This is a genomic window from Algoriphagus yeomjeoni (assembly GCF_003259505.1).
Lineage (GTDB): Bacteria > Bacteroidota > Bacteroidia > Cytophagales > Cyclobacteriaceae > Algoriphagus > Algoriphagus yeomjeoni.
Genome location: NZ_QLLK01000003.1, coordinates 247531 through 268754 on the forward strand (window position 1 = coordinate 247531; position 21224 = coordinate 268754).

Consider the following 21224-nt stretch of genomic DNA (forward strand, 5'->3'; position numbering starts at 1 on the left):
AATGACTAAGATTATTGCAGCTGACCTGCATTATTTCCCAAATCTTGAGTTTTTCGCTGCTATTGCTGGCGCTGATGAATTGATCTTTTTTCCAGAAGATAGGTATCAAAGACAATCCTATTTTAATAGAACTCAAATCCGTTTAGCAAACAATGTTGGGACACTCAGTGTGCCGATTCAAGGGCGAAGACCAAGAATTCCCCTACATAAAATTAAGGTAAGTAATGATCAAAACTGGGTCAATATTCATTTAAGAGGTATTCAAAGCGCTTACGGTAAAGCCCCCTTCTTCGAATATTATTTCCCGTATTTTCAAAAGGTTTTCGAGCAAAAAACAGAAAACCTTTGGGACTTAAACTTGCAAATGCTGACAATCTGTCTCAAGTTACTAGGTATGCCTGTCAAGATGCGTGTGCATGAAAAGGACCAAGATCCAACCTGGGGAAAAGACATAAGAGGGCTTCTCATGCCATCAGTGCCTTTTTCGGAGCGTGACTACTACCAGCCGGAACCGTATTTCCAACTTTTTGGCTTAGACTTTGATCCCAACCTCAGCATTCTGGATTTGTTGTTCTGCGAAGGGCCTGCATCTAAAAGCATAGTCTTAAAGTCTGTAAAAAAACATTGAACAATCTGCAAAAGGATTGTGTTTTTAAAACAAATTCGGTAACATACGTACAGGATTATTAAACAATCAGATAGGAATTAAATGGAAGCAAAATTTTCGAACAGAGTCAAAGAGGTGATCTCTCTTAGCCGCGAAGAAGCTCTTCGCCTTGGACATGATTACATTGGCACAGAGCACCTCTTGCTGGGGATGATTCGCGAAGGAGAAGGTGTTGCTGTTTCCATTCTTAAGAAATTGGGAGTGCCAATGGATGAGTTGCGGAATGCAATTGAACGCGCTGTAAAAGGTACCGCAAATCACAACGTCAAAAATATGGCAAATATCCCTTTGACTAGACAGTCAGAGAAGGTATTGAAGATAACTTATTTGGAGGCCAAGATCTTTAAAAGTCAATTGATTGGAACGGAGCATTTGCTTCTTTCCATCTTAAGAGATGAGGACAACATCGCCACGCAAATACTTAACAAATTTGAAATCAATTACGATTCGGTAAAAGAGATGCTGGAAATGTCATCGGATTCTGCGCCTCGCTCCAAAACTGAGGCAGAAGATGGAGATGACGATGGTTCCAAGCTTTTCGGTTCTACTGGCAGTGGTTCTGGTGCATCTAAGCCTGGAGCTGAAAAGTCAAGAACGCCGGTTTTGGATAATTTCGGAAGGGATTTGACCAAAATGGCCGAAGATGACAAGCTTGATCCAATCATCGGTCGTGAGAAAGAAATTGAGCGCGTAGCGCAGATTCTTTCCCGTAGAAAGAAAAATAACCCGATACTAATTGGTGAGCCAGGTGTAGGTAAAACTGCCATTGCCGAAGGATTGGCCTTGAGAATAATTCAGAAAAAAGTGTCCCGTGTTCTTTTTAATAAGCGAGTGGTGACCTTGGATCTAGCTTCTTTGGTAGCTGGTACTAAATATAGAGGACAGTTTGAGGAGAGAATGAAAGCCGTGATGAATGAGCTGGAAAAATCTCCAAATGTCATTCTATTCATCGATGAACTTCACACAATTGTAGGAGCGGGTGGAGCTTCAGGATCTCTAGACGCATCCAACATGTTTAAACCTGCTTTGGCACGAGGAGAGATCCAATGTATCGGAGCTACTACACTAGATGAGTACCGTCAATACATCGAAAAGGACGGAGCATTAGCCCGTAGATTCCAAATGGTGATGGTAGATGCTACTACGCCAGAGGAAACTGTGCAAATCCTGAATAACATCAAGGATAAGTACGAAGATCACCATAATGTGAATTATACCGACGAGGCTATAGTCGCTTGCGTAAAGCTTTCCGATAGATATATTTCCGATAGATTCTTGCCAGATAAAGCGATTGATATTTTGGATGAGGCAGGAGCCAGAGTCCATATCAATAATATCCATGTGCCGGAAGATATTTTGAAATTGGAGGCTGAGGTAGAAGATATCAAAACTGAGAAAAACCGTGTGGTAAAATCTCAGAAATATGAAGAAGCAGCTCAGTTGCGAGACAAAGAGAAGAAATTGCTCGAGCAATTGGAAACAGCTAAAAACAAGTGGGAAGAAGAAAGTAAGTCTAAACGATTTACTGTAGAAGAAGATAATGTAGCAGAGGTGATTGCCATGATGACTGGAATTCCTGCCAAAAGAATTGCCCAAAAAGAAGGAGCTAAGCTTTTGAATATGAACGGTGATTTGTCTGGAAAAGTAATCGGTCAGGATGAAGCGATCAAGAAGCTGACAAAAGCAATTCAGAGAACTAGAGTCGGGTTGAAAGATCCTAAAAAACCAATTGGTTCATTTATTTTCTTAGGACCTACTGGCGTTGGTAAGACTGAGTTGGCTAAAATGCTAGCTACTTATCTTTTCGATAAAGACGATTCGTTAATTAGAATTGATATGTCTGAGTATATGGAGAAATTCTCCGTGTCAAGATTGGTGGGAGCTCCTCCAGGCTACGTCGGGTACGAAGAAGGTGGCCAGCTGACTGAAAAAGTGAGAAGAAAACCTTACTCAGTAGTATTGCTTGATGAGATCGAAAAAGCTCACCCAGATGTCTTCAATATTTTGTTGCAGGTGCTGGATGATGGTGTCCTTACAGATGGTTTGGGTAGAAAAGTCGATTTCAGAAATACGATCATCATCATGACTTCGAACATAGGAGTTCGTGATTTGAAAGATTTTGGAGCAGGAATTGGCTTTGCCAGTCAGGCCAGATCTGATAATATGGACGAAGTGATGAAGTCAACAATTCAATCGGCATTGAAAAAGGCATTTAGTCCTGAATTCTTGAATAGATTGGATGATGTGGTTGTCTTTAATTCTTTAACCAGAGAACATATCTTTAAGATTATAGATATCAGTCTTGGAAAGTTGTTCTCCAGAATTACTGACCTGGGTTACAAGATCGAATTGACCGAGAAAGCTAAAGAGTTCTTAGCTGAGAAGGGGTACGATCAGCAATATGGTGCAAGACCTCTAAACAGAGCGATCCAGAAATACTTGGAAGATGCTATTGCCGAAGAGATTCTCAAGGGAGATCTTTCGGAAGGAGATATCATCACGGCTGATTATTCTGGAGAAGGAACAGAATTGACTATCGTTGTAAAGAAAAAAGAGAAAGCTGATTAATCAGTTGTTTTGAAAAAGAATGAAAGCCCCGAATTATGAATTTGGGGCTTTTTTAGTTTCTAGCCAATAAGTTTAAAGTGTTTGATATTTAAATTTTTGTGATTATCCGCAATGATGCCAGTAGCCTTTTTTTCTTTGGTTTGAGGGACAGAAGACCGATGACCGATGACCGAAGTAGCCACTATGCTAGCTTTAATCACTTCCTTTGTTGCTTTTATCTATTTACTGGCAGAAAAGCGGATATACATATAAATTTTTTTCATTTCTGTGATTTTTTTGGATGTTCTGCGAATAATAGTTTGAATGAGTTTTGACACCAACTTATAAATCCTTGTCCAGAGAAAAAGAATATTTCCTCACCAGTATAGAATCCAACAAAGGTATCATCTACAAAGTGGCAAATTCCTATTGCAAGGATACCGATGATAGGGAGGACTTAATCCAAGAAATCATTCTTCAGCTGTGGAAGACTTTCCCAAGCTTTAATTCGGAGTACAAGCTTAGCACTTGGATGTATAGAATTGCTTTGAATGTCGCGATTTCAGCATACCGGAAGGCAAGTAAGCGAAGTCGGATTCATCAGCCCCTTTCTGAAACGGCCATTTATTTAGATGAGAATATAAGCGAGCCAAATGAAAACCGTGATTTGTTACAAGCACTGATCCGGGACCTAAAGGAGGTGGATCGGGCGCTAATTCTACTTTATCTGGAGGGCTATTTATATCCAGAGATTGGGCAGGTGCTTGGTATTTCAGAAACCAACGTGGCCACAAAACTCTCTCGCATCAAGCAACAATTAAAAAGAAAATTTACCGCTCAATAAGGGAAATCATGGAAGATATAGAACTACAGCAAATATGGAAATCTTACGATCAAAGGCTTCAGGAGCAATTGGTTTTCAATCGAAAAAATGCGTTCGAGATTACTAAAATGAAGGTGAAAAGTGAATTGACGGGCATGAGGCCTATTAAAATATTTACAGTTTTGCTGGGGATACTTTGGGTACTTTTTTTAGATGTTATATTTATTAATCTGTTTTCAGCAGCGAATTTATTTTTCCTCGTTTCCGCAGGTTTTATCTCTTTGGTAAACAAGATTGCTGTTGGAATTTATCTCTATCAGTTGATTTTGATTTCTGCTGTAAACATCAATTCACCAATAATTGGTACACAAAAAAAGATAGCGGGACTAGTAACATCTACACTTTGGGTAACGAGAATTCTGATGTTGCAACTCCCATTTTGGACTATATTCTTTCTAAGTTCTTCTGAGATAGGAACTGGAAACCTTCTGTTTTGGGTAATTCAATTGCTTGTTACAATAGCATTTGCAGGACTTGCTATCTGGCTTTATATCAATATTCGCTATGAAAACCGTGACAAGCGTTGGTTTAAATTCTTATTTGGCAACTATGAGTGGGATCCTATTATGAAAGCCAGAGAAATGCTCGTTCAGATTGAAGAATATAAAGAAACCAACAGCTGATTGTCCTTTTGTGCTAACAAACATCTGAGTTCTTAATTACTTAGAAAAAAATAGTCGTGTGATTAATATGCCATTTAGATTTACATCTCCAGCATCGTTTTCTACTGCTGAGGTGACGTAAACTAGGTTCCACCCCTCTTTCACCATGCTGTTGATTTTAGAAGAAATCATTGCGTCATTAAATGCTACGTTTTTAGGTGCAACCTCAAATCCATCGAATATATTGTGCAGTTTTATTTCTTCTAACTTCTCGACTTTGGTATACCTTCCTTCAAGTTCCTTGTTTTTAGCTTTAGATCCGTCTGTTTTAAACGCTGCATACTCAGAATCATCCACTTCTGTTTGTGAATCAATTATCCTAGACTCACCATTCCCCCTAAAGCTAATTGATTCTACAATAGTAACTATTTTGAATTCAGGCTTAGCCGAATTATCAGCGTCTTGAGCATAGGTTTAAGTAGTTATGAAAAATAGAATTGCGAAATAAGAAAGCTGCGATTTCATTGGTCTCTGAAGTTTAATTGCTTGAGAGCTTACGAAAAAAATAACAGCTTAGTTTTTGATCTTATAGCGTCAAAATAAAAAAAAGTAATCCCACGGCTAGTACCAAAATCATCTTTTGCGCCTTTTCTTTGATTTCTGGGGTGAGTTTTCGCTGACGGATCACCAAGACAGCCAAACTTAATCCAACCAACTGCAAAGCTAAACCTACGCCGTTTAAAGGGCCCATTGGAGCCTCCAATACCTTGAAATATGAATTCAATAGCGCAAGAAGGCAGAGTGCTATTCCAGTGATCCCAAATAAAAATGAGCGCTGGAGTAAGGTTTTGGGTGGGTGGTTAGTCCATTTCATGGGTTTATAATTTGTTTTTTATTTGCCACATGGAATCTCGCATACCTGATAATTTTCTCAATGTATGAACTTCGCTTCATGCTCGATTTCATTTTTTCTGGTTCTAGAATTAGGGCGCAAGATACAAGACTTACAGCCTTCGGTCATGCTTTTAAGAGTTGACTTTGACCTTTTTCAGCCTAGAATCAAAATAGTTGGCTATTTCTTCCCCAGTCAATGCATTCATCGTCATTTCTTTAGTCAGTCCGCCTTTTCTACCAATCAAAACTCCATATTTCATATCGGCGTAACCTTCCATCGCATGGGCATCAGGGTTGATAGAAAGCATTACACCCTGATCCATCGCATAGCGAACCCATCTCCAATCCAGATCCAGTCTCCATGGATTGGCATTGATCTCGATGACTACATTATTTTCAGCACAAGCATCAATAATAGCTTTGTGGTCAATCGGATAGCCTTGACGGCGTAGAAGAAGTCGTCCAGTCGGATGGCCCAAAATCGTAGTATAAGGGTTTTCTATCGCTGAAATCAATCGCATGGTAGCTCTCTTTATGTCCATGTTTAGAATGGAGTGTACGGACGCTACGATAAAGTCAAAACTTGCCAATACTTCATCTGCATAATCCAGCTTTCCGTCAGAAAGTATATCGCTTTCTATTCCTTTGAAAATGCGGAAAGGTGCCATTTCCTTATTCAAAGCATCGATTTCCTGATGTTGCTTGACGATTTGATCCTCTGTCAGTCCTCCTGCATAAAAAGCGGTTTTGCTATGGTCTGAGATTCCCAAGTATTCAAACCCAAGCTCTCGGCAATACGCTGCCATTTGTCTCAAGCTATGCTTTCCATCGCTGTAGGTGGAGTGATTGTGAAGAATTCCCTTGAGGTCTTTTTCTGTTAATAATTCAGGGATTTTATTCTCTTTGGCTAGGTCTACTTCTCCATATCCTTCCCTCATCTCAGCTGGAATAAATTGGAGATTATTAATGCTAAAAAACTCTTCTTCTGTGGAATAATCCTTTTTCTGGAGCCTTTGAGCGACAGTTTCTTTTTCATCAACTAATGACTCCAAGTGGAGTGGAGCGGCTATTAGCGAGAGTTTTTTCCAAAGAAAATCTTCCTTGGCACAGAAGTGAACGACCACCCTCAACTCGATTTCCTTCAGTTTTCCTCTCAGTGTTCTTGGACCGGATTCTAGCAAAACCCACTCAATGGAGTCCATTGATTTGATTTTGGATTTTACTGAAGCTAATTCATCGGAAGCAAAGAGAAACTCAGCTTCAGTGATGATTTCCATCTTTCTAGCGAAATCACCTACAACTGTCATATCAGCTTGGGGAGCCATTACTCGCAAAGTTTCTTCCAATTGACCAATCACTTCTTCTATATCTGCATAGAGCCATTTGCCTGCATTGGATGCTTTGAATTCCAGATTTTCTATGATTGTATTCTGAGTCTTTTCTCCAAAACCTTTGATTTTGGCGACTTTTCCAGATTGACAGGCTTCCATCAACTCATGGGTGGAGGTAATCCCAAGTTCTTCCCAAAGTGTTTTTACCTTCTTTGGTCCCAAGCCTTTGATCTGAAGTACTTCGAGAATTCCCTCTGGTGTTTTAGCAAGTAATTCTTCAAGGAATGGAAATGTATCGGTTTCCTTAAGTTGCTGGATTGCATCCACTAGGCTTTTACCAACACCCTGAATGGCAGCGAGTTCTTTTTCACTTACGCCCATAATATCCTGATCGCCACGTTCCAAGGAAATCAGCGCACTTTGATAGCTACGGATTTTGAATGGATTTTCGTCGTGGAGTTCCATCAGCTGAATGCTGAGTTTGATTTTTTTCAGTAGCGTCTTGTGATCCAAAATTTCTCGGGTTGAATTAAAATAGTAAGACAAATGTCTTGAAATAAAGTTTCAATTTAAGGGGCTATGGCTTAACTTAAAATTGAAATCTGATATTCTATTACCCTCAGCTTTGCAAAGCCTAGAAAAGGAGTAAGAATGATTCTTATTTCTAGTCATATTGAACAGAAAGAGTGTATTTACGTTATTCAAGTCAACGACTTTTTAACTTTCAACCAAAAATAAGAATGAAGTATTGGATGGTAAAATCAGAGCCAGGTTCATATTCTTGGAGTGATTTCGTAGCAAAAAATGAAGATATATGGGATGGTGTGAGGAATTTTCAAGCCCGGAACTATCTGAGAGAAATGCAGTTGGGAGACTTGGTGTTTTTTTATCACAGCGGAAAAGAAAAAGCAATTGTGGGTATTGCAGAGGTGAGTGAAGAGGAATTTCCTGATCCAAAGGATGAAGCTTGGACAGCAGTCAAACTTAAGGTAAAAAGCGACTTGAAAAATGCAATTCCTTTAGCAGCTATAAAAGCCGAGGAAAGACTTTCTGAGTTGCCAATGCTGAAACAGTCCCGATTATCAGTATTGCCGGTAGGAAAAGAGGCCTTTGATTTACTACTAAAAATGGGTTCATGAAATCGAGGATGCCGAAAATTGCGCCTAGAGGTGTCGCAACGCCTTTCGGGATAATCATTAGAGATTCTAATGGCCTTTGATAGTCAACTATTAATTCTATGAAAAAAATATTTCTAGTTCTGTTTCTATCTGTTCTTGGTCATGGGCTATTTGCTCAGGTCAGATTCATCGAACGCTTTGAAGTAGAGTCTGAGTTGGATGCACCTCTATTTGAAATGATTGAGTCAAAAGCTGGATTAGTTTGCTTTAGAACACTCCCGGATAATGGATTGAACATGAGGCGTGTTTTTCAATACTTTATTGCTGACAAATCTTTGGGTTCGAAAGAAGGTGTAATTGAATTTCCTGTTAAATCAGGGTACGATATGTTGGGGTATGATATAGATCAAAACCAGCTTTTTATCCTTTTCTCCGAAGGATATGCTCTGAATGCCGATAAGTATTTGCTCCAAGTGGATTTAGAGACAAAGCGGGGCCTCGAGTTTGTGATAGATAATGTGCTTGCTATGGAGTTGGTGGAGTTTCTTGTACAGGATCAAAAGGCCATTTTCATGGGTAGTTCTGATAATAGACCAGTTTTACAGATCCATGATTTAGTAACCAAAAGTGTTCATACGCTTCAGGGAATTTATGGGAATGATACGCAGATTCTCCAAATCAAAAAAAATCCTGAGGTCAGATCACTGGAAGTAGTTTTGAGTAGAAAAGGAGCCTATAGAAACCGTGATATCATTATCAATACCTATGATATGGCCGGAAATGTTGTCCAAGAAGTGAAAGTAGATCAGTTTGCAGATCCAGGTCAAGAAATTATAGACGGCATTTTGCTTTCCACTGGCAATTACCAAGAGGCAATGATAGGTGCTTTCGGATTGGAGCGAAGGAATTCCTATCAAGGAATGTACATCATGGATATCAATGAATTTGGTGAGTTTGATTTTAAGCTTTACACCTTAGCAGATTTTCCGAATTTTTACAATTACCTCAACGAAAAGACAAAGGGAAAGCGGGATGCCGAAATACTAAAAGAACTTGACAAAGAACGGATACCCAGTATAAACAGCATCTATTCTATACGAAACGTTCAGCAAACCCCAGATGCTTATTACGTTTATTTTGACCAATACTCAGTCTCTAATAGCAGGTCTGGATTTCAAAATGGAATGTATTCTCCTACGGGCGGCTACAGATATGATAGATGGAGCAGAATGGGTGCTACTACCTTTTCAGACCCCTATTTGGCTAATCGCTTCCCAATGTCTAGTAGCTATCAGACTGTGCCCGAGTACCGATATGTGTCTGCACACTTTGCGAAAGTCGCTAAGACAGGTCAAGTTATTTGGGACAATGCCACTTCTTATAATGAATTCGTGACTACTTATCCGGAAGCATTTGGAGAAGTTGCGGTAGTGGGAGAAGATTTTTACCACATGTATGTGGAAGACCATATTATTAAGTTGAGTTTTTTCAGAAACGGTGAAAAAATCTTTGAAAATCAAGAGTTTGAATTAGGCTTGGTCAATGAGGAGGAACGTATTCGTGATACAAATCTGGCGAGCTTGAGATTGATTCATTGGTACGATAGATATTTTTTACTTTCAGGTACGCAACGTATTCGATTCTTGAATGATGCTGGAGCAGATGAGATCAGGGAAGTTTACTTTCTTACCAAAATCGTGGTGGATGGGGATTTGTATACTCCAGAAGAACTCCCAGACTAGATTTTATTTTTATATTTACCCTCAAATCTACCCCATGCAAAAAAGGCTTGTCTTAGACGAAGGACAGATTGAGATCATACTCAGGCGATTCTGTCACCAACTGATAGAAAATCACAATGATTTTGACAATACCGTACTTTTGGGCTTGCAGCCTAGAGGTCCAATATTGTTGGACAAAATCGTAAAACTTCTGGAAGAAATCTCCGGTATGAAAGTTCCTTCAGGGTATCTTGATGCTACTTTTCATAGAGATGATTTTCGCAGGAGAGATTATCCACTCAAAGCCAACGAAACCAAAATCAACTTTCTTGTTGAAGGTAAAAAAGTAATATTGGTAGATGATGTGCTCTACAAAGGCCGATCTGTGCGGGCAGCGATGGATGCAATGATCGCATTTGGTAGACCGCAGAAAGTCGAGCTCATGGTGCTAGTAGACCGTAAACTCACCCGAGATTATCCCATCATGCCAGATTATTATGGTGTAAGAGTACATACCTTAGAAAGCCAATATGTGCTAGTGGAATGGCAGCAAAATGGGTGCGAAAAAGACGCAATTTGGATCACAGAGAAAGTTAACCCCTAACCATGTCGCAACTCAGTACCAAACACTTACTTGGAATTAAAAACCTCACTGAGGATGATCTCCAGCTTATTCTGGACACGGCCGCTAACTTCAAAGAAGTGATCAACCGCCCGATCAAAAAAGTGCCTTCTCTCCGTGATATCACCATTGCGAATGTGTTTTTTGAGAATTCTACACGAACCCGACTTTCCTTTGAGCTAGCCGAAAAAAGGCTTTCTGCCGATGTGGTGAATTTTTCTTCAGCTAATAGCTCGGTGAAAAAAGGGGAGACACTAGTCGATACTGTCAATAATATACTTTCTATGAAAGTGGATATGGTGGTTATGAGGCATTCCAGTCCTGGCGCTCCACATTTTCTTTCTAGAAACGTCAATGCAAACATCATTAACGCCGGAGACGGAACGCATGAGCATCCGACGCAGGCCTTGCTTGATTCTTTTTCCATCAAAGAAAAACTTGGAGATGTGGCAGGAAAAAAAGTGGCGATCATCGGAGATATCCTACACTCCAGAGTAGCACTTTCCAATATCTTTTGTCTGCAAAAACTTGGTGCAGAAGTGATGGTATGTGGGCCGATTACCTTGCTTCCAAAATACATTGCCAGCCTAGGCGTGAAAGTAGAATTGGACGTGAAAAAAGCGCTTCAGTGGTGCGATGTGGCCAATGTGCTTAGAATCCAGCTCGAAAGACAACAAATCAAGTATTTTCCAAGTTTGCGTGAATATTCCCTTTACTATGGCATCAATAAAAAATTGTTGAGCCAACTGGACAAGGAGATCGTGATCATGCATCCTGGCCCTATAAACCGTGGAGTGGAGCTAAGTTCAGATGTAGCAGACTCTGAGCATTCGATTATTCTGGAGCAAGTTCAGAACGGAGTTGCCGTTAGAATGGCAGTTTTGTATTTATTGGCAGGAACAAAAGGCTGATCAATTTGAAATTTCAAATTTGAGATTTCAAATTGCTTTGCGTTAAATCTCAAAATTACTTTTATGCTAAGTGTAACCAATCTGGTGAAAACCTATGTCAAGCAAAATGCTGTTAATGATATCTCATTTGAACTCAAAGGAGGAGAAGTAGTCGGTTTACTCGGACCCAATGGAGCGGGAAAAAGTACGACTATGAAGTGCATTGTTGGCTTGCTACGCAAAACATCCGGAGAAATCACACTTGGTGGATATGATCATTTAAGCGTGGAGGCCAAGCGTCTTTTTAGCTACATCCCGGAGACTCCTTATGTCTATGATTTGCTCACCGTCCAAGAACATATGCAGTTTGTAGCGCAGGCCTATGGCGTGAAAGAGTGGCGAGGAAAAGCGGATGAATACTTGGAGCTTTTTGAGTTGGCGGATAAAAAAGATAAACTCGGACGCGATTTATCTAAAGGAATGCGGCAAAAAGTTTCCATTTGCTGTGCACTACTTCCGGACCCTCAAGTGCTGTTCTTCGATGAGCCTATGATTGGATTAGATCCTAAGGCGATCAAAAATACCAAGAAAGTTTTTAGAGAATTGAAGGAAGCTGGTAAGACTATTCTGGTAAGTACGCACCTAATAGATAGTGTTGAGGCTATTGCGGATCGGGTGATGATACTGAAAGATGGTAATATCGTCGGAAATGATACCGTTGCCAATTTGAAGATACAATCTATGCAAGGCGAAGGCACTACGCTGGAAGATCTGTTTTTAGAAATGACCAAAGATGAATGAAATCCGGCTGTTGTTCAGAAAGGATATCCTCATTCTGATCAATAATATCAAACTTATCCTTAAAAATCCGCTCCGGTTGTTACCGTATGCGGCTATCGCAGGCTACATATTTTTTATGTATTGGCTGCGTCTAAAAAATAGGGATGATGATGCCTCCTCCCAAGAAATGCCTGAATTAGATCTCAATGGCATCCCGGAGGTAAATTTCGCACTGCAGAATATCATTGGCGGCGTGACGATAGTTGCTTTGGTTATTTTGATTTATCAGCTATTCAGAGCCACAAAAAATAATGTCAGCTTCTTCAAAATGGCTGATGTAAACTTGCTTTTTACTGCGCCGGTCAAGCCAGAGAATATCCTGATTTATTACATGGCAAGGTCTATTTTGCCCTCTTTAGGTGGCGCCGTCATTTTTGTGGGGTATGCTTCGAGCCAAGCTATTGACACGTTTGAGATGACAGTAGCGAATTTTACCTTTCTGGTTTTAGCTGCTGGTTTATTTTTCTTCATCGTTTCTCCCATCAAATTTCTGGTCTATACCCTAAACTCCAAGTACGATGTGATGGAATACATCCGTACAGGTGTAATAGTTTTAGCAGTTTTATTGTCCAGCATGATTGTAATTCCCGGCTTGATGGCAGAGAAATTCTGGCAGGGAATGTTTGCCTGGGTCACCTCTCCATGGTTTGATTTCTTTCCCATAGTCGGATGGAGTAGAGGCATTGCAAGTTACTTGGCGCATGGAAATGCAATTATCTCCATTGGCTTTATCCTGCTTTATGGGATTTCCTATTTCGTGATTTTAAAATTGGTGATTAGGTTTTCGGGATATTACTACGAAGATGTCTTGGAGGCTACCAAATCCAATGAGGAGAAGCTGGAGAAAGTAAAAGGAAAGAAGGAAGTTGGAGAAAGTACATACAGCTTGAACACCAAGAAAAAGCTTGCGTTGCCGGACTTTGGATCCGGCGCAAAAGCATTTTATTGGAGAAATTACGTACACAGTTCCAGACAGGATTTCCATCCGCTTTTTGGATTGTATTCCCTGATCATGGTAGGAATAGGATTAGTACTGGCTGTTTTGTCTCTTTTTGAATGGTTTTCACACTACGTATTCTATGGCTATCTCCTTATTTTGCTGTTTATCTACTTCTTTGCTGGCATAGGCCGGGCAAATGTAGGAGACCTGAAAAAGCCTTTCTTCATCCTGATTCCAGCAAGTTGGACTTCAAAGTTTTGGAATATGATCAAGCTGGATATTCTGCAGATCACTTTGTTTTGTTTGGCATTGATTATCCCTTCCGTCCTGATAGCCGGATTAAATTGGTTTATTATTCCTTTGTTTTTAATTGCTACCCTGGAGCTTTATCTGGTTGGGTTTGGGATCAATATCATTCCCCAGATCGCTTTGGATGAAGGCTGGGATCGGAAGTTGATCAAACCCTTTATGATCGGAGGCATTTTGGTATTCGGATTAATTCCGGCTCTAGCATTCAGTATAGTAGCATTTATTGTTTCCAAGCAATTCGTCTGGGCACTTTTCGGAGGGACGTTCGGGATGTTTTTCGTAGCAGCTATTTTGATGCATGTGACGCTGGATGTGATGAAGCGATTGGAGTTTAAGGAGGTATAAAAAAGTCTCACTATTCAGTTTTCAGTTGCAGAAAATTAATCCCCTTTTTCATAACTGGTTTGACATGGCAGAATTTTATTCTGTTTTAATTTTCCTATAATCGCATCCCCCAGAAAATTCCTTTATTTTTGGTTACAGAATAGGACCAAATGTAACCGACTATGATCTACAACTCAATCATTGATACCATCGGAAATACTCCGATGATCCGTTTAAACAAGCTTGCTCAACACATCAGAGGAGAAGTCCTCGTAAAGGTAGAATACTTCAATCCAGGCAACTCCATGAAGGATCGTATGGCGATCAAAATGGTGGAAGATGCCGAAAAAGCCGGTTTGCTGAAGCCTGGAGGGACTATTATCGAAGGTACTTCTGGAAACACAGGAATGGGATTGGCACTGGCCGCTGTCGCTAAAGGCTACAAATGTATTTTCACCATGGCAGATAAACAGTCAAAGGAGAAAATCGATATTCTTAAAGCCGTTGGCGCAGAAGTGATCGTTTGTCCTACTAACGTTTCCCCAGAAGATCCGCGATCCTATTACTCTATCGCTAGGAAATTGAATCAAGATATTCCGAATTCCTTTTACCCAAATCAATACGACAACCTATCCAATACAGCAGCTCACTATGAGACTACTGGACCTGAAATCTGGAATGACACTGACGGAAAAATCACTCATTATGCTGCTGGAGTTGGAACTGGCGGTTCTATGTGCGGGACAGCTCAATATCTAAAAGAGCAAAACCCAAATGTGGTGACTGTTGGAATTGATACGTACGGTTCAGTTTTCAAAAAGTACAAGGAGACAGGCATATTTGACGAGAAGGAAGTTTATCCTTACCTGACTGAAGGAATTGGTGAAGACATACTTCCAAAGAATGTGAACTTCGATATGATCGACCACTTCATCAAAGTAACGGATAAAGATTCCGCAGTGATGACGCGCCGATTAGCTAGAGAAGAAGGGTTATTTGTAGGTTGGTCCTGTGGTTCGGCTGTTCATGGAGCATTGGAGTGGGCAAAAGATAACTTGAAAGAAGGTGATCAGATGGTGATTATTTTGCCAGATCACGGAACTCGCTATCTAGGAAAAGTCTATAATGACGAATGGATGAGAAACCATGGCTTTTTGGAAGATAAGACGTTCTCAACTGCCCGGGATATTATTTCCCAGCGAAATGGAGCCTATTCGTTGGTTTCTACGCTAAAAACTGATTCAGTGAAAAGTGCGATAGGCCTGATGAATAAAACCAGTGTTTCGCAGATTCCAGTGATGGAAAATAACGAAGTAGTTGGGAGCTTGACAGATAATAAATTGCTTGCAAGAATCATCGATAATCCTGCCTTGAAAGATGCTAACGTTGCAGATGTAATGGAAGATTCCATGAAATTTGTGGCGCTAGATAGTACCCTAGATGTATTATCGTCCATGGTGGAGAAAGAAAAGGCAGTGTTGGTAAGGGATAATCAAAATCAGATTCACATCATTACCAAGCACGATATCTTAGAGGCGTTCACGAAGTAGTCTTTCCGTAGTTATTTGCCCAGATGCCCGTTGCCTTAAATTCCTTGCTTTATTGGCGGGAAGACGGGAGTCCGAAGAGGCTTTAACTCTAGCATTGAAGCTACTTCGGTTTCCCGTCTTCTGTCTTTCAGCCGCTAAATCCAAGAGGAAAAGTTGAATGGTATCTTTGAGGAATATTATAAAATTAAAAAATGAATCAAGCTAAAATTCAGCGGATCATAGATTCGGGAGTAGATTTTAATATTGGAGACATAATTGAAAAGGCCTGGGAGATGTTCAAATACCGGGCTTTATTCCATATTGGCTTTATGTTTTTGGTAGGTGCTATTCAGGCTGGATTTGCGTTATACCTAAAAGATTATACCTTCCTCTACAGCATCTTCTTGGCTCCGCCGCTAGTCTGTGGCTTTTACTTGGTTGCTAATCGACAAAGCCAAAAGGAATATATTGATTTCCAGAATTTTTTCGATGGGTTTAAGTATTGGTGGGATCTGGTTATTACCAATTTGATCAGTTCTATTTTAATCGTTGGGGGTATAATACTCCTTATAGTTCCAGGGGTTTACCTTCTCGTAGGTTATTTATTCTGTCTCTTGTTTGTGATTTTCGGCGGTTTTGATTTTTGGACCTCAATGGAGCTCAGTCGTAAACTGATTCAAACAAATTGGCTTAAATTTTTCCTTTTCCTTTTAGTTCTTCTGGCCCTCAATATTGCTGGATTTCTTTTTTTTATCGTTGGGCTATTTGTTACCATTCCTATGAGCTATTTGTCAGTTTATATTCTTTTCGAAGAATTGACTATTGATGCTATTGAGGAGGAGCCGAAGGACCCGATTATTCATTTGTGAGAATCATTGCTTCTAACCTGGCGCGGCACTTTTCCGAAAGCTCGTTTACTGAAGTTTCAGAAATCTCCATCGGATAAATTGGCTTAGAAAAGTAGATTTTCACTTTGCCGGGGCTGATTAAAAGTGATCCCTTTTTCATGACCTTATTTGCTCCGATTACCGCAATGGGCAGGATAGGAATCCCAGTTTCTTCTGAAAGCCGAAAAGCCCCCGATTTGAAAGGCAAAAGTACGGCATCACTGGCGTTTCTTGTTCCCTCAGGAGCAACCACCGCGGAAATTCCTCGCTTAAGAAAAGTCACCAACTGATCAACACTCTTTCTTCTTGATTCAGAATCTGTTCTATCTACCCAAATGGCTACTTTGCCCACTACCCATCCGAAAAATGGAATTTTGGATAATTCTTTTTTACCCAAAGCCCGAACTTGCTGTGGTATAGCCAGAGGAATGATGGCAGCATCTAAAAAGGAAGTATGGTTGAAAATATAGATGTAAGGGCGATTGCGATCTATCAGGTCCCTGTCGTGAAACTCGAAGCGAATTCCAGAACCGAACGACCAAATTCTCGCCCATATACGAATAAACAGAAAAGAGATTTGTCCTCCGGCTGGGCTGATGCTGAGGGGGATTACAATAAAAAGCCCTAGAATCAGCAGCAGCGTGAAGAACAGCAGGATGGAGTAAATGGTAAATATTACTTGGATGACTTTCATCATTCGTCAGAATTGGTAATTTTGGGTATAAATTTAATCGTCACTCTTTGCTTGCAGGAGCCTCCGAGCGTTCGGGGGCTCTGTTTTTTTAGAAGCTTCGCAAAAGATAGATAGATTTTACAGGAAATTGTTTTTGATCATACATTGCCTATCTTAGCAGTGTGAAATTTAAAGAAGTATTTCATTACCATAATTTCAAGTGAATCCAACCCCAAGAACTTTCATTCATCATTCTCACTACCATCTTCAATGAAGGAATAGGATGACTATGGATTTTTGGTGAAAATAAATAGAGGCCTATTCCTAGTGGAATGGGCCTTTTTTGTTATCAGATCGTCGTTATGCTGCTTCTCCAGAAGCCGCATCTGAATATATGATTATCGTCCTGCTTCTGGAGAAGCAAGACAACCGAATAAATAAATACAGAATATACCCAAATACCATGAACACAAACACGAAACAAAAAAACTGGGTCTTCAGTGATCCTAGACTTCAAAACCTTAAGCAGGAATACGAAGCCTACACGCCTGAGGACTTTAAAGTATGGAAAATTCTTTTCGAGAGACAAATGCCGAATCTGCCAAAGGCTGCGTCCAGAGCTTATCTGGAAGGGGTAGAACTGGTTAATTTTTCGTCAGAAAGAATTACCAATTTTCAGGAGCTGAATGAGGTGTTGGCTAAAACTACTGGCTGGGCTGTTCAGGTAGTTCCTGGTTTGATAGATGATGATTTGTTTTTTGGCTTGCTCAACAATAGACGATTCCCTTCCTCGACATGGCTTCGTACGATGGAGCAACTTGATTATTTGGAAGAGCCAGATATGTTCCACGATGCCTTTGCCCACATGCCCTTGCTTACAAATCAGCCTTATGTGGACTTCCTAGAGAAGCTATCAGGCATTGCTTTAAAGCATATCGACAATCCTTGGGCGATCCAATTGCTAAGCAGGATTTATTGGTTTACGATAGAGTTTGGGTTGATTCGTGAGGATGGTGAGTTAAAAATATACGGCGCAGGTATCCTAAGTTCGGCTGGAGAGACTAAATTCAGCCTTTCAAGTGAACCAGCGCATCTGGAATATGATGTGCGGAAGATTATGAATCAAGAATACTGGAAAGATCACTTTCAGGATAAATACTTTGTGATCGAGAGTTACGAGCAGCTTTACGAGTCGCTTCCGGAAATCGAAGAAGTGCTGGAGGAGATGTTGGCAATGAAATAAATGTGGGATGACGGATGTCCGATGCCGGGTGTTTGCATCGGACATCGGGCATCAAACACCCGACAATAATATGAAAATAGCAGTAATCAAATACAATTCCGGCAATGTGCAGTCTGTACTTTACGCTTTGGAAAGGCTAGGCGCAAATGCTGAGTTAACGGATGACCCGGAAGTAATCCGAGCGGCAGACAAAGTGATTTTTCCAGGACAAGGGGAAGCAAGTACTGCGATGAGATACCTGAAAGAGCGGAAACTTGATACATTGATCAAAGAGTTGAAACAGCCGTTTTTGGGGGTTTGTCTGGGATTGCAGTTGCTTTGCGAGCATTCTGAGGAAAATGACACCGAATGTTTGGGGATTTTTCCGGTGAAAGTGAAACGCTTTGTTCCAGAAAATTCACAGGAATTCAAGGTGCCACATGTGGGCTGGAATGAACTGGAGAATCTGGTTATCAATCCTCTGCTGAAGGACTTACCTGCTAATCCATTCGTGTATTACGTGCATAGCTTTTATGCTGAGTTGAGTGAGTTTACCATTGCTCAAACACATTACATCCATGATTTCTCAGGCATTCTCCATCGTGATAATTACTACGCTATTCAGGCCCACCCGGAGAAAAGTGGTTTGGTGGGAGAGAAATTGTTGGAGAATTTCCTTTCTCTTTAAAAGTATAGTAATTACACTTCGACTTCGCTCAGTGTGACATGCGGATTTGTCAGGCTGAGCGAAGTCGAAGCCCTTCTTAAAAAGATAATTTTCAAATCTTTCAATTTTCAAATCTTCCAATCCTAATGCAAATCATCCCAGCAATCGACCTTATTGGCGGTAAGTGTGTCCGTCTCAGCCAAGGCGACTACAGCAGCAAAAAAGAATACCATGACGATCCCTTGGAAATGGCTAAGCGATTTGAGGGGGTTGGAATTCAGAGGCTGCATCTGGTAGATTTGGATGGCGCGAAGGCGAAGAAAATTGTAAATGCAGATATACTTCAGCGAATCAGCTCGGGTACGAGTTTGCAGGTTGACTTTGGTGGAGGTATCCAAGCTGATGCGGAAATAGAAAAAGCTTTTGAATTAGGGGCCAAGCAAGTGACCGGTGGAAGTATTGCAGTGAAAAATGCTGAATTGTTTGAAGCATGGATATCGAAGTACGGTTCGGAGAAAATCATCCTCGGAGCAGATGCCAAGAACAAGAAAATAGCAGTTGGAGGTTGGGAGGAGACTACTTCGGTGGATTTGATTCCTTTTATCAAGGACTATGTAGCAAAGGGGATCAGCTATGTGATCTGTACCGACGTAGCCAAAGACGGCTTACTTCAAGGTCCTTCTACGGATTTATACAAAGAGATTCTGCAGGAAATCCCTCACATAAAATTGATTGCTAGTGGGGGAGTTTCTTCCGTGATAGACCTCGAAGACCTGGAAAAAATCGGCGTGTATGGGACGATAGTTGGGAAAGCGTATTATGAGGGGAGAGTGACGTTGGAGGAATTGGCGGCGTTTGTATGATTTACGAATTAAGAATTACGATTTACGAGATCTTCGCCAGTGTTCTGCTCATTTTTCAACCTTAATCATCAAAAAGGTAAAAAATGAAGAATCTCGATTGAGGTTCAACTCAACGTCGTAAATCCAATATCGTAACTCGTAAATTTCAAATGCCCAATATCGAATAATGAAGTATATAAAGTTGAATACTATAAAATGTTAACAAAGAGAATAATCCCTTGCCTAGACATCAAAGAAGGGCGCACAGTCAAAGGAGTGAACTTTGTCGAACTTCGTGATGCGGGAGATCCGGTGGAGTTGGCGAAAATCTACTCTGACGAGGGCGCTGATGAACTGGTGTTTTTGGATATTACGGCGACGGTGGATAAGCGAAAGACACTAGCCGAACTGGTAACAAAGGTGGCCAAAGCCATCAATATTCCTTTTACAGTGGGAGGAGGGATTTCTACTGTCGAAGACGTTAAGTTCCTATTGAATGCTGGAGCAGATAAGATTTCCATCAATTCGGCAGCAGTTCACAATCCACAAATTATCAATGAAATGGCGGCTGAGTTCGGTTCCCAATGCATCGTGGTGGCAATCGACACTAGAAATGTGGATGGGATTGACTTTGTACATACGCATGGTGGCAGACAAGCAACTTTGCTAAAGACTCAAGAATGGGCGCAGGAAGTTTGTGATCGAGGCGCAGGTGAGATTTTGTTGACCTCCATGGATCATGACGGCACGAAGGCAGGCTTTTCCAATGAACTGCTTGCAGAGATATCATCAGCGCTTTCCATTCCAGTGATTGCGTCTGGAGGCGCTGGAACCATGGCACATTTCAAGGATGTGTTTACCTTTGGCAAAGCAGACGCGGCTTTGGCAGCAAGTATTTTTCACTTTAAAGAAATCGGGATTCCGAAGTTGAAGGGTTTTCTCTCCGATTCTGATATCAGTATAAGGAAGTAAAAGAGACATAAGTATTAAGACGCTAGTATCAAGATATTAGTAGTAGGTTGCTGGTAGCGTCAGACTGAGCGAAGTCGAAGTCGATTTATAAACGATAAAAACAAAACCTTCTTGGTTTTGAAAACCTCAAAGGTTAGAAAGGATATGAATATAGATTTTAAGAAAATGGATGGCCTAATCCCGGCCATAGTTCAGGATGCGATCAGCGGGAAAGTGCTGATGCAAGGCTACATGAATGAGGAGGCTGTTGAGAAAACCCAAGAATCTGGGATGGTTACTTTTTTCAGCCGCAGTAAAAATCGCCTATGGACAAAGGGAGAAACTTCCGGGAATTTCATGGAGTTGGTTTCTATTGCTGTGGATTGTGATGGTGACTCAATTTTGCTGAAAGCCAATCCCCGAGGACCGGTTTGTCACACTGGAGCAGATACTTGTTTTGATGAGGTGAATTCCTCCAAAACTGGTTTTATCGATCAGCTAAGAGCTATCATCAAAGACCGAAAAAACAATCCTACTGATACTTCATATACCGCTTCCCTTTTTGCCAAAGGCATCAATAAAGTCGCTCAGAAAGTAGGAGAGGAAGCTGTAGAGATCGTGATCGAAGCCAAGGATGACAACAAGGAATTATTTATGGGAGAGGCGGCGGATTTGCTTTACCATTACCTGGTTTTGCTGGAAGCGAAAGGCTATGAATTAGACGAAGTGATGGATGTCCTCATTGATCGGCATCAGAAGAAATAG

At 40.8% G+C, this 21224-nt stretch carries 21 protein-coding genes; 17 read left to right on the top strand and 4 right to left on the bottom strand.

The annotated features are described in order from the left end of the window. Nucleotide 1 precedes the first annotated feature (1 nt). The 4 genes from LV83_RS06610 (at nt 2) to LV83_RS06625 (ending at nt 4720) form a co-directional block, all read left to right on the top strand. Nucleotides 2-628: a WbqC family protein gene (locus LV83_RS06610; RefSeq protein ID WP_111610755.1), complete on the top strand. Its 627-nt coding sequence runs from the start codon at nt 2-4 to the stop codon at nt 626-628. Nucleotides 629-709: 81 nt separating this feature from the next. Then, nucleotides 710-3235, top strand: a complete 2526-nt coding sequence (locus tag LV83_RS06615) for an ATP-dependent Clp protease ATP-binding subunit (RefSeq protein WP_111610756.1) — start codon at nt 710-712, stop codon at nt 3233-3235. A gap of 331 nt (nt 3236-3566) precedes the next feature. Beyond that, nucleotides 3567-4058: an RNA polymerase sigma factor gene (locus tag LV83_RS06620; protein ID WP_111610757.1), complete on the top strand. Its 492-nt coding sequence runs from the start codon at nt 3567-3569 to the stop codon at nt 4056-4058. Between the two features lie 8 nt (nt 4059-4066). Then, a complete protein-coding gene (locus LV83_RS06625; protein ID WP_111610758.1) occupies nt 4067-4720 on the top strand; it encodes a hypothetical protein in 654 nt (217 codons plus the stop codon). A gap of 36 nt (nt 4721-4756) precedes the next feature. On the opposite strand, the gene LV83_RS06630 is transcribed toward LV83_RS06625, so the two are convergent. The 3 genes from LV83_RS06630 to LV83_RS06640 all read right to left on the bottom strand — a co-directional run bounded on the left by LV83_RS06630 (nt 4757) and on the right by LV83_RS06640 (nt 7437). After that, entirely contained in the window at nt 4757-5056 is a 300-nt protein-coding gene (locus LV83_RS06630) for a hypothetical protein (RefSeq protein WP_111610759.1), read from the bottom strand. Nucleotides 5057-5285: 229 nt separating this feature from the next. After that, entirely contained in the window at nt 5286-5573 is a 288-nt protein-coding gene (locus tag LV83_RS06635; RefSeq protein WP_111610760.1) for a hypothetical protein, read from the bottom strand. A 151-nt stretch (nt 5574-5724) separates the two neighbouring features. Continuing rightward, nucleotides 5725-7437, bottom strand: coding sequence for a helix-hairpin-helix domain-containing protein (locus LV83_RS06640; RefSeq protein ID WP_317046654.1), 1713 nt, complete (start codon nt 7435-7437; stop codon nt 5725-5727). Between the two features lie 227 nt (nt 7438-7664). Between LV83_RS06640 and LV83_RS06645 the strand changes: the two genes are divergently transcribed. The 8 genes from LV83_RS06645 to LV83_RS06680 all read left to right on the top strand — a co-directional run bounded on the left by LV83_RS06645 (nt 7665) and on the right by LV83_RS06680 (nt 16086). Continuing rightward, complete coding sequence (locus LV83_RS06645) at nt 7665-8063, top strand: EVE domain-containing protein (protein ID WP_111610761.1); 399 nt, start codon at nt 7665-7667, stop codon at nt 8061-8063. A 98-nt stretch (nt 8064-8161) separates the two neighbouring features. Next, the gene (locus tag LV83_RS06650; protein WP_111610762.1) at nt 8162-9784 is read left to right on the top strand and encodes a transcriptional regulator; all 1623 of its coding nucleotides are present in this window, start codon (nt 8162-8164) and stop codon (nt 9782-9784) included. A gap of 34 nt (nt 9785-9818) precedes the next feature. After that, nucleotides 9819-10367 (top strand): bifunctional pyr operon transcriptional regulator/uracil phosphoribosyltransferase PyrR, encoded by a 549-nt coding sequence (pyrR, locus tag LV83_RS06655; RefSeq protein WP_111610763.1) that lies wholly within the window; start codon nt 9819-9821, stop codon nt 10365-10367. A 2-nt stretch (nt 10368-10369) separates the two neighbouring features. Beyond that, nucleotides 10370-11296, top strand: coding sequence for an aspartate carbamoyltransferase catalytic subunit (locus LV83_RS06660; protein WP_111610764.1), 927 nt, complete (start codon nt 10370-10372; stop codon nt 11294-11296). Nucleotides 11297-11359: 63 nt separating this feature from the next. After that, complete coding sequence (locus LV83_RS06665; protein WP_111610765.1) at nt 11360-12076, top strand: ABC transporter ATP-binding protein; 717 nt, start codon at nt 11360-11362, stop codon at nt 12074-12076. Continuing rightward, nucleotides 12069-13709 (top strand): putative ABC exporter domain-containing protein, encoded by a 1641-nt coding sequence (locus tag LV83_RS06670; RefSeq protein WP_111610766.1) that lies wholly within the window; start codon nt 12069-12071, stop codon nt 13707-13709. The genes LV83_RS06665 and LV83_RS06670 overlap by 8 nt, the downstream gene beginning before the upstream one ends. Before the next feature lie 161 nt (nt 13710-13870). After that, nucleotides 13871-15238 (top strand): pyridoxal-phosphate dependent enzyme, encoded by a 1368-nt coding sequence (locus tag LV83_RS06675; protein WP_111610767.1) that lies wholly within the window; start codon nt 13871-13873, stop codon nt 15236-15238. A 191-nt stretch (nt 15239-15429) separates the two neighbouring features. Then, nucleotides 15430-16086 carry a hypothetical protein gene (locus tag LV83_RS06680; RefSeq protein WP_111610768.1) on the top strand — a complete coding sequence of 219 codons (657 nt, stop codon included), beginning with the start codon at nt 15430-15432 and terminating at the stop codon, nt 16084-16086. On the opposite strand, the gene LV83_RS06685 is transcribed toward LV83_RS06680, so the two are convergent. After that, nucleotides 16073-16801: a lysophospholipid acyltransferase family protein gene (locus LV83_RS06685; protein ID WP_317046655.1), complete on the bottom strand. Its 729-nt coding sequence runs from the start codon at nt 16799-16801 to the stop codon at nt 16073-16075. The two genes, LV83_RS06680 and LV83_RS06685, sit on opposite strands and share 14 nt — an antisense overlap. 439 nt (nt 16802-17240) lie before the next feature. Here LV83_RS06685 and LV83_RS06690 point away from each other — a divergent pair, with 439 nt between their 5' ends. The 5 genes from LV83_RS06690 (at nt 17241) to hisIE (ending at nt 21224) form a co-directional block, all read left to right on the top strand. Then, nucleotides 17241-18020 (top strand): phenylalanine 4-monooxygenase, encoded by a 780-nt coding sequence (locus LV83_RS06690; protein ID WP_111610927.1) that lies wholly within the window; start codon nt 17241-17243, stop codon nt 18018-18020. A gap of 70 nt (nt 18021-18090) precedes the next feature. After that, nucleotides 18091-18687 carry an imidazole glycerol phosphate synthase subunit HisH gene (gene hisH / locus LV83_RS06695; protein ID WP_111610769.1) on the top strand — a complete coding sequence of 199 codons (597 nt, stop codon included), beginning with the start codon at nt 18091-18093 and terminating at the stop codon, nt 18685-18687. 125 nt (nt 18688-18812) lie between these two features. Next, nucleotides 18813-19529: a 1-(5-phosphoribosyl)-5-[(5-phosphoribosylamino)methylideneamino]imidazole-4-carboxamide isomerase gene (gene hisA / locus LV83_RS06700; protein ID WP_111610770.1), complete on the top strand. Its 717-nt coding sequence runs from the start codon at nt 18813-18815 to the stop codon at nt 19527-19529. Nucleotides 19530-19724: 195 nt separating this feature from the next. Further along, nucleotides 19725-20480, top strand: a complete 756-nt coding sequence (hisF, locus tag LV83_RS06705) for an imidazole glycerol phosphate synthase subunit HisF (RefSeq protein WP_111610771.1) — start codon at nt 19725-19727, stop codon at nt 20478-20480. Between the two features lie 144 nt (nt 20481-20624). Then, nucleotides 20625-21224 (top strand): bifunctional phosphoribosyl-AMP cyclohydrolase/phosphoribosyl-ATP diphosphatase HisIE, encoded by a 600-nt coding sequence (gene hisIE / locus LV83_RS06710; RefSeq protein ID WP_111610772.1) that lies wholly within the window; start codon nt 20625-20627, stop codon nt 21222-21224.

What these genes read in the sequence shown, in the direction of transcription:
- LV83_RS06615 (WP_111610756.1), top strand. Translation starts at nt 710, where the DNA reads ATGGAAGCAAAATTTTCGAACAGAGTCAAAGAGGTGATCTCTCTTAGC.
- LV83_RS06635 (WP_111610760.1), bottom strand. Translation starts at nt 5,573, where the DNA reads ATGAAATGGACTAACCACCCACCCAAAACCTTACTCCAGCGCTCATTT.
- LV83_RS06670 (WP_111610766.1), top strand. Translation starts at nt 12,069, where the DNA reads ATGAATGAAATCCGGCTGTTGTTCAGAAAGGATATCCTCATTCTGATC.
- LV83_RS06610 (WP_111610755.1), top strand. Translation starts at nt 2, where the DNA reads ATGACTAAGATTATTGCAGCTGACCTGCATTATTTCCCAAATCTTGAG.
- hisF (WP_111610771.1), top strand. Translation starts at nt 19,725, where the DNA reads ATGTTAACAAAGAGAATAATCCCTTGCCTAGACATCAAAGAAGGGCGC.
- hisA (WP_111610770.1), top strand. Translation starts at nt 18,813, where the DNA reads ATGCAAATCATCCCAGCAATCGACCTTATTGGCGGTAAGTGTGTCCGT.
- LV83_RS06685 (WP_317046655.1), bottom strand. Translation starts at nt 16,801, where the DNA reads ATGATGAAAGTCATCCAAGTAATATTTACCATTTACTCCATCCTGCTG.
- LV83_RS06625 (WP_111610758.1), top strand. Translation starts at nt 4,067, where the DNA reads ATGGAAGATATAGAACTACAGCAAATATGGAAATCTTACGATCAAAGG.
- LV83_RS06660 (WP_111610764.1), top strand. Translation starts at nt 10,370, where the DNA reads ATGTCGCAACTCAGTACCAAACACTTACTTGGAATTAAAAACCTCACT.
- pyrR (WP_111610763.1), top strand. Translation starts at nt 9,819, where the DNA reads ATGCAAAAAAGGCTTGTCTTAGACGAAGGACAGATTGAGATCATACTC.
- LV83_RS06675 (WP_111610767.1), top strand. Translation starts at nt 13,871, where the DNA reads ATGATCTACAACTCAATCATTGATACCATCGGAAATACTCCGATGATC.
- hisH (WP_111610769.1), top strand. Translation starts at nt 18,091, where the DNA reads ATGAAAATAGCAGTAATCAAATACAATTCCGGCAATGTGCAGTCTGTA.
- hisIE (WP_111610772.1), top strand. Translation starts at nt 20,625, where the DNA reads ATGAATATAGATTTTAAGAAAATGGATGGCCTAATCCCGGCCATAGTT.
- LV83_RS06690 (WP_111610927.1), top strand. Translation starts at nt 17,241, where the DNA reads ATGAACACAAACACGAAACAAAAAAACTGGGTCTTCAGTGATCCTAGA.
- LV83_RS06645 (WP_111610761.1), top strand. Translation starts at nt 7,665, where the DNA reads ATGAAGTATTGGATGGTAAAATCAGAGCCAGGTTCATATTCTTGGAGT.
- LV83_RS06650 (WP_111610762.1), top strand. Translation starts at nt 8,162, where the DNA reads ATGAAAAAAATATTTCTAGTTCTGTTTCTATCTGTTCTTGGTCATGGG.
- LV83_RS06680 (WP_111610768.1), top strand. Translation starts at nt 15,430, where the DNA reads ATGAATCAAGCTAAAATTCAGCGGATCATAGATTCGGGAGTAGATTTT.
- LV83_RS06665 (WP_111610765.1), top strand. Translation starts at nt 11,360, where the DNA reads ATGCTAAGTGTAACCAATCTGGTGAAAACCTATGTCAAGCAAAATGCT.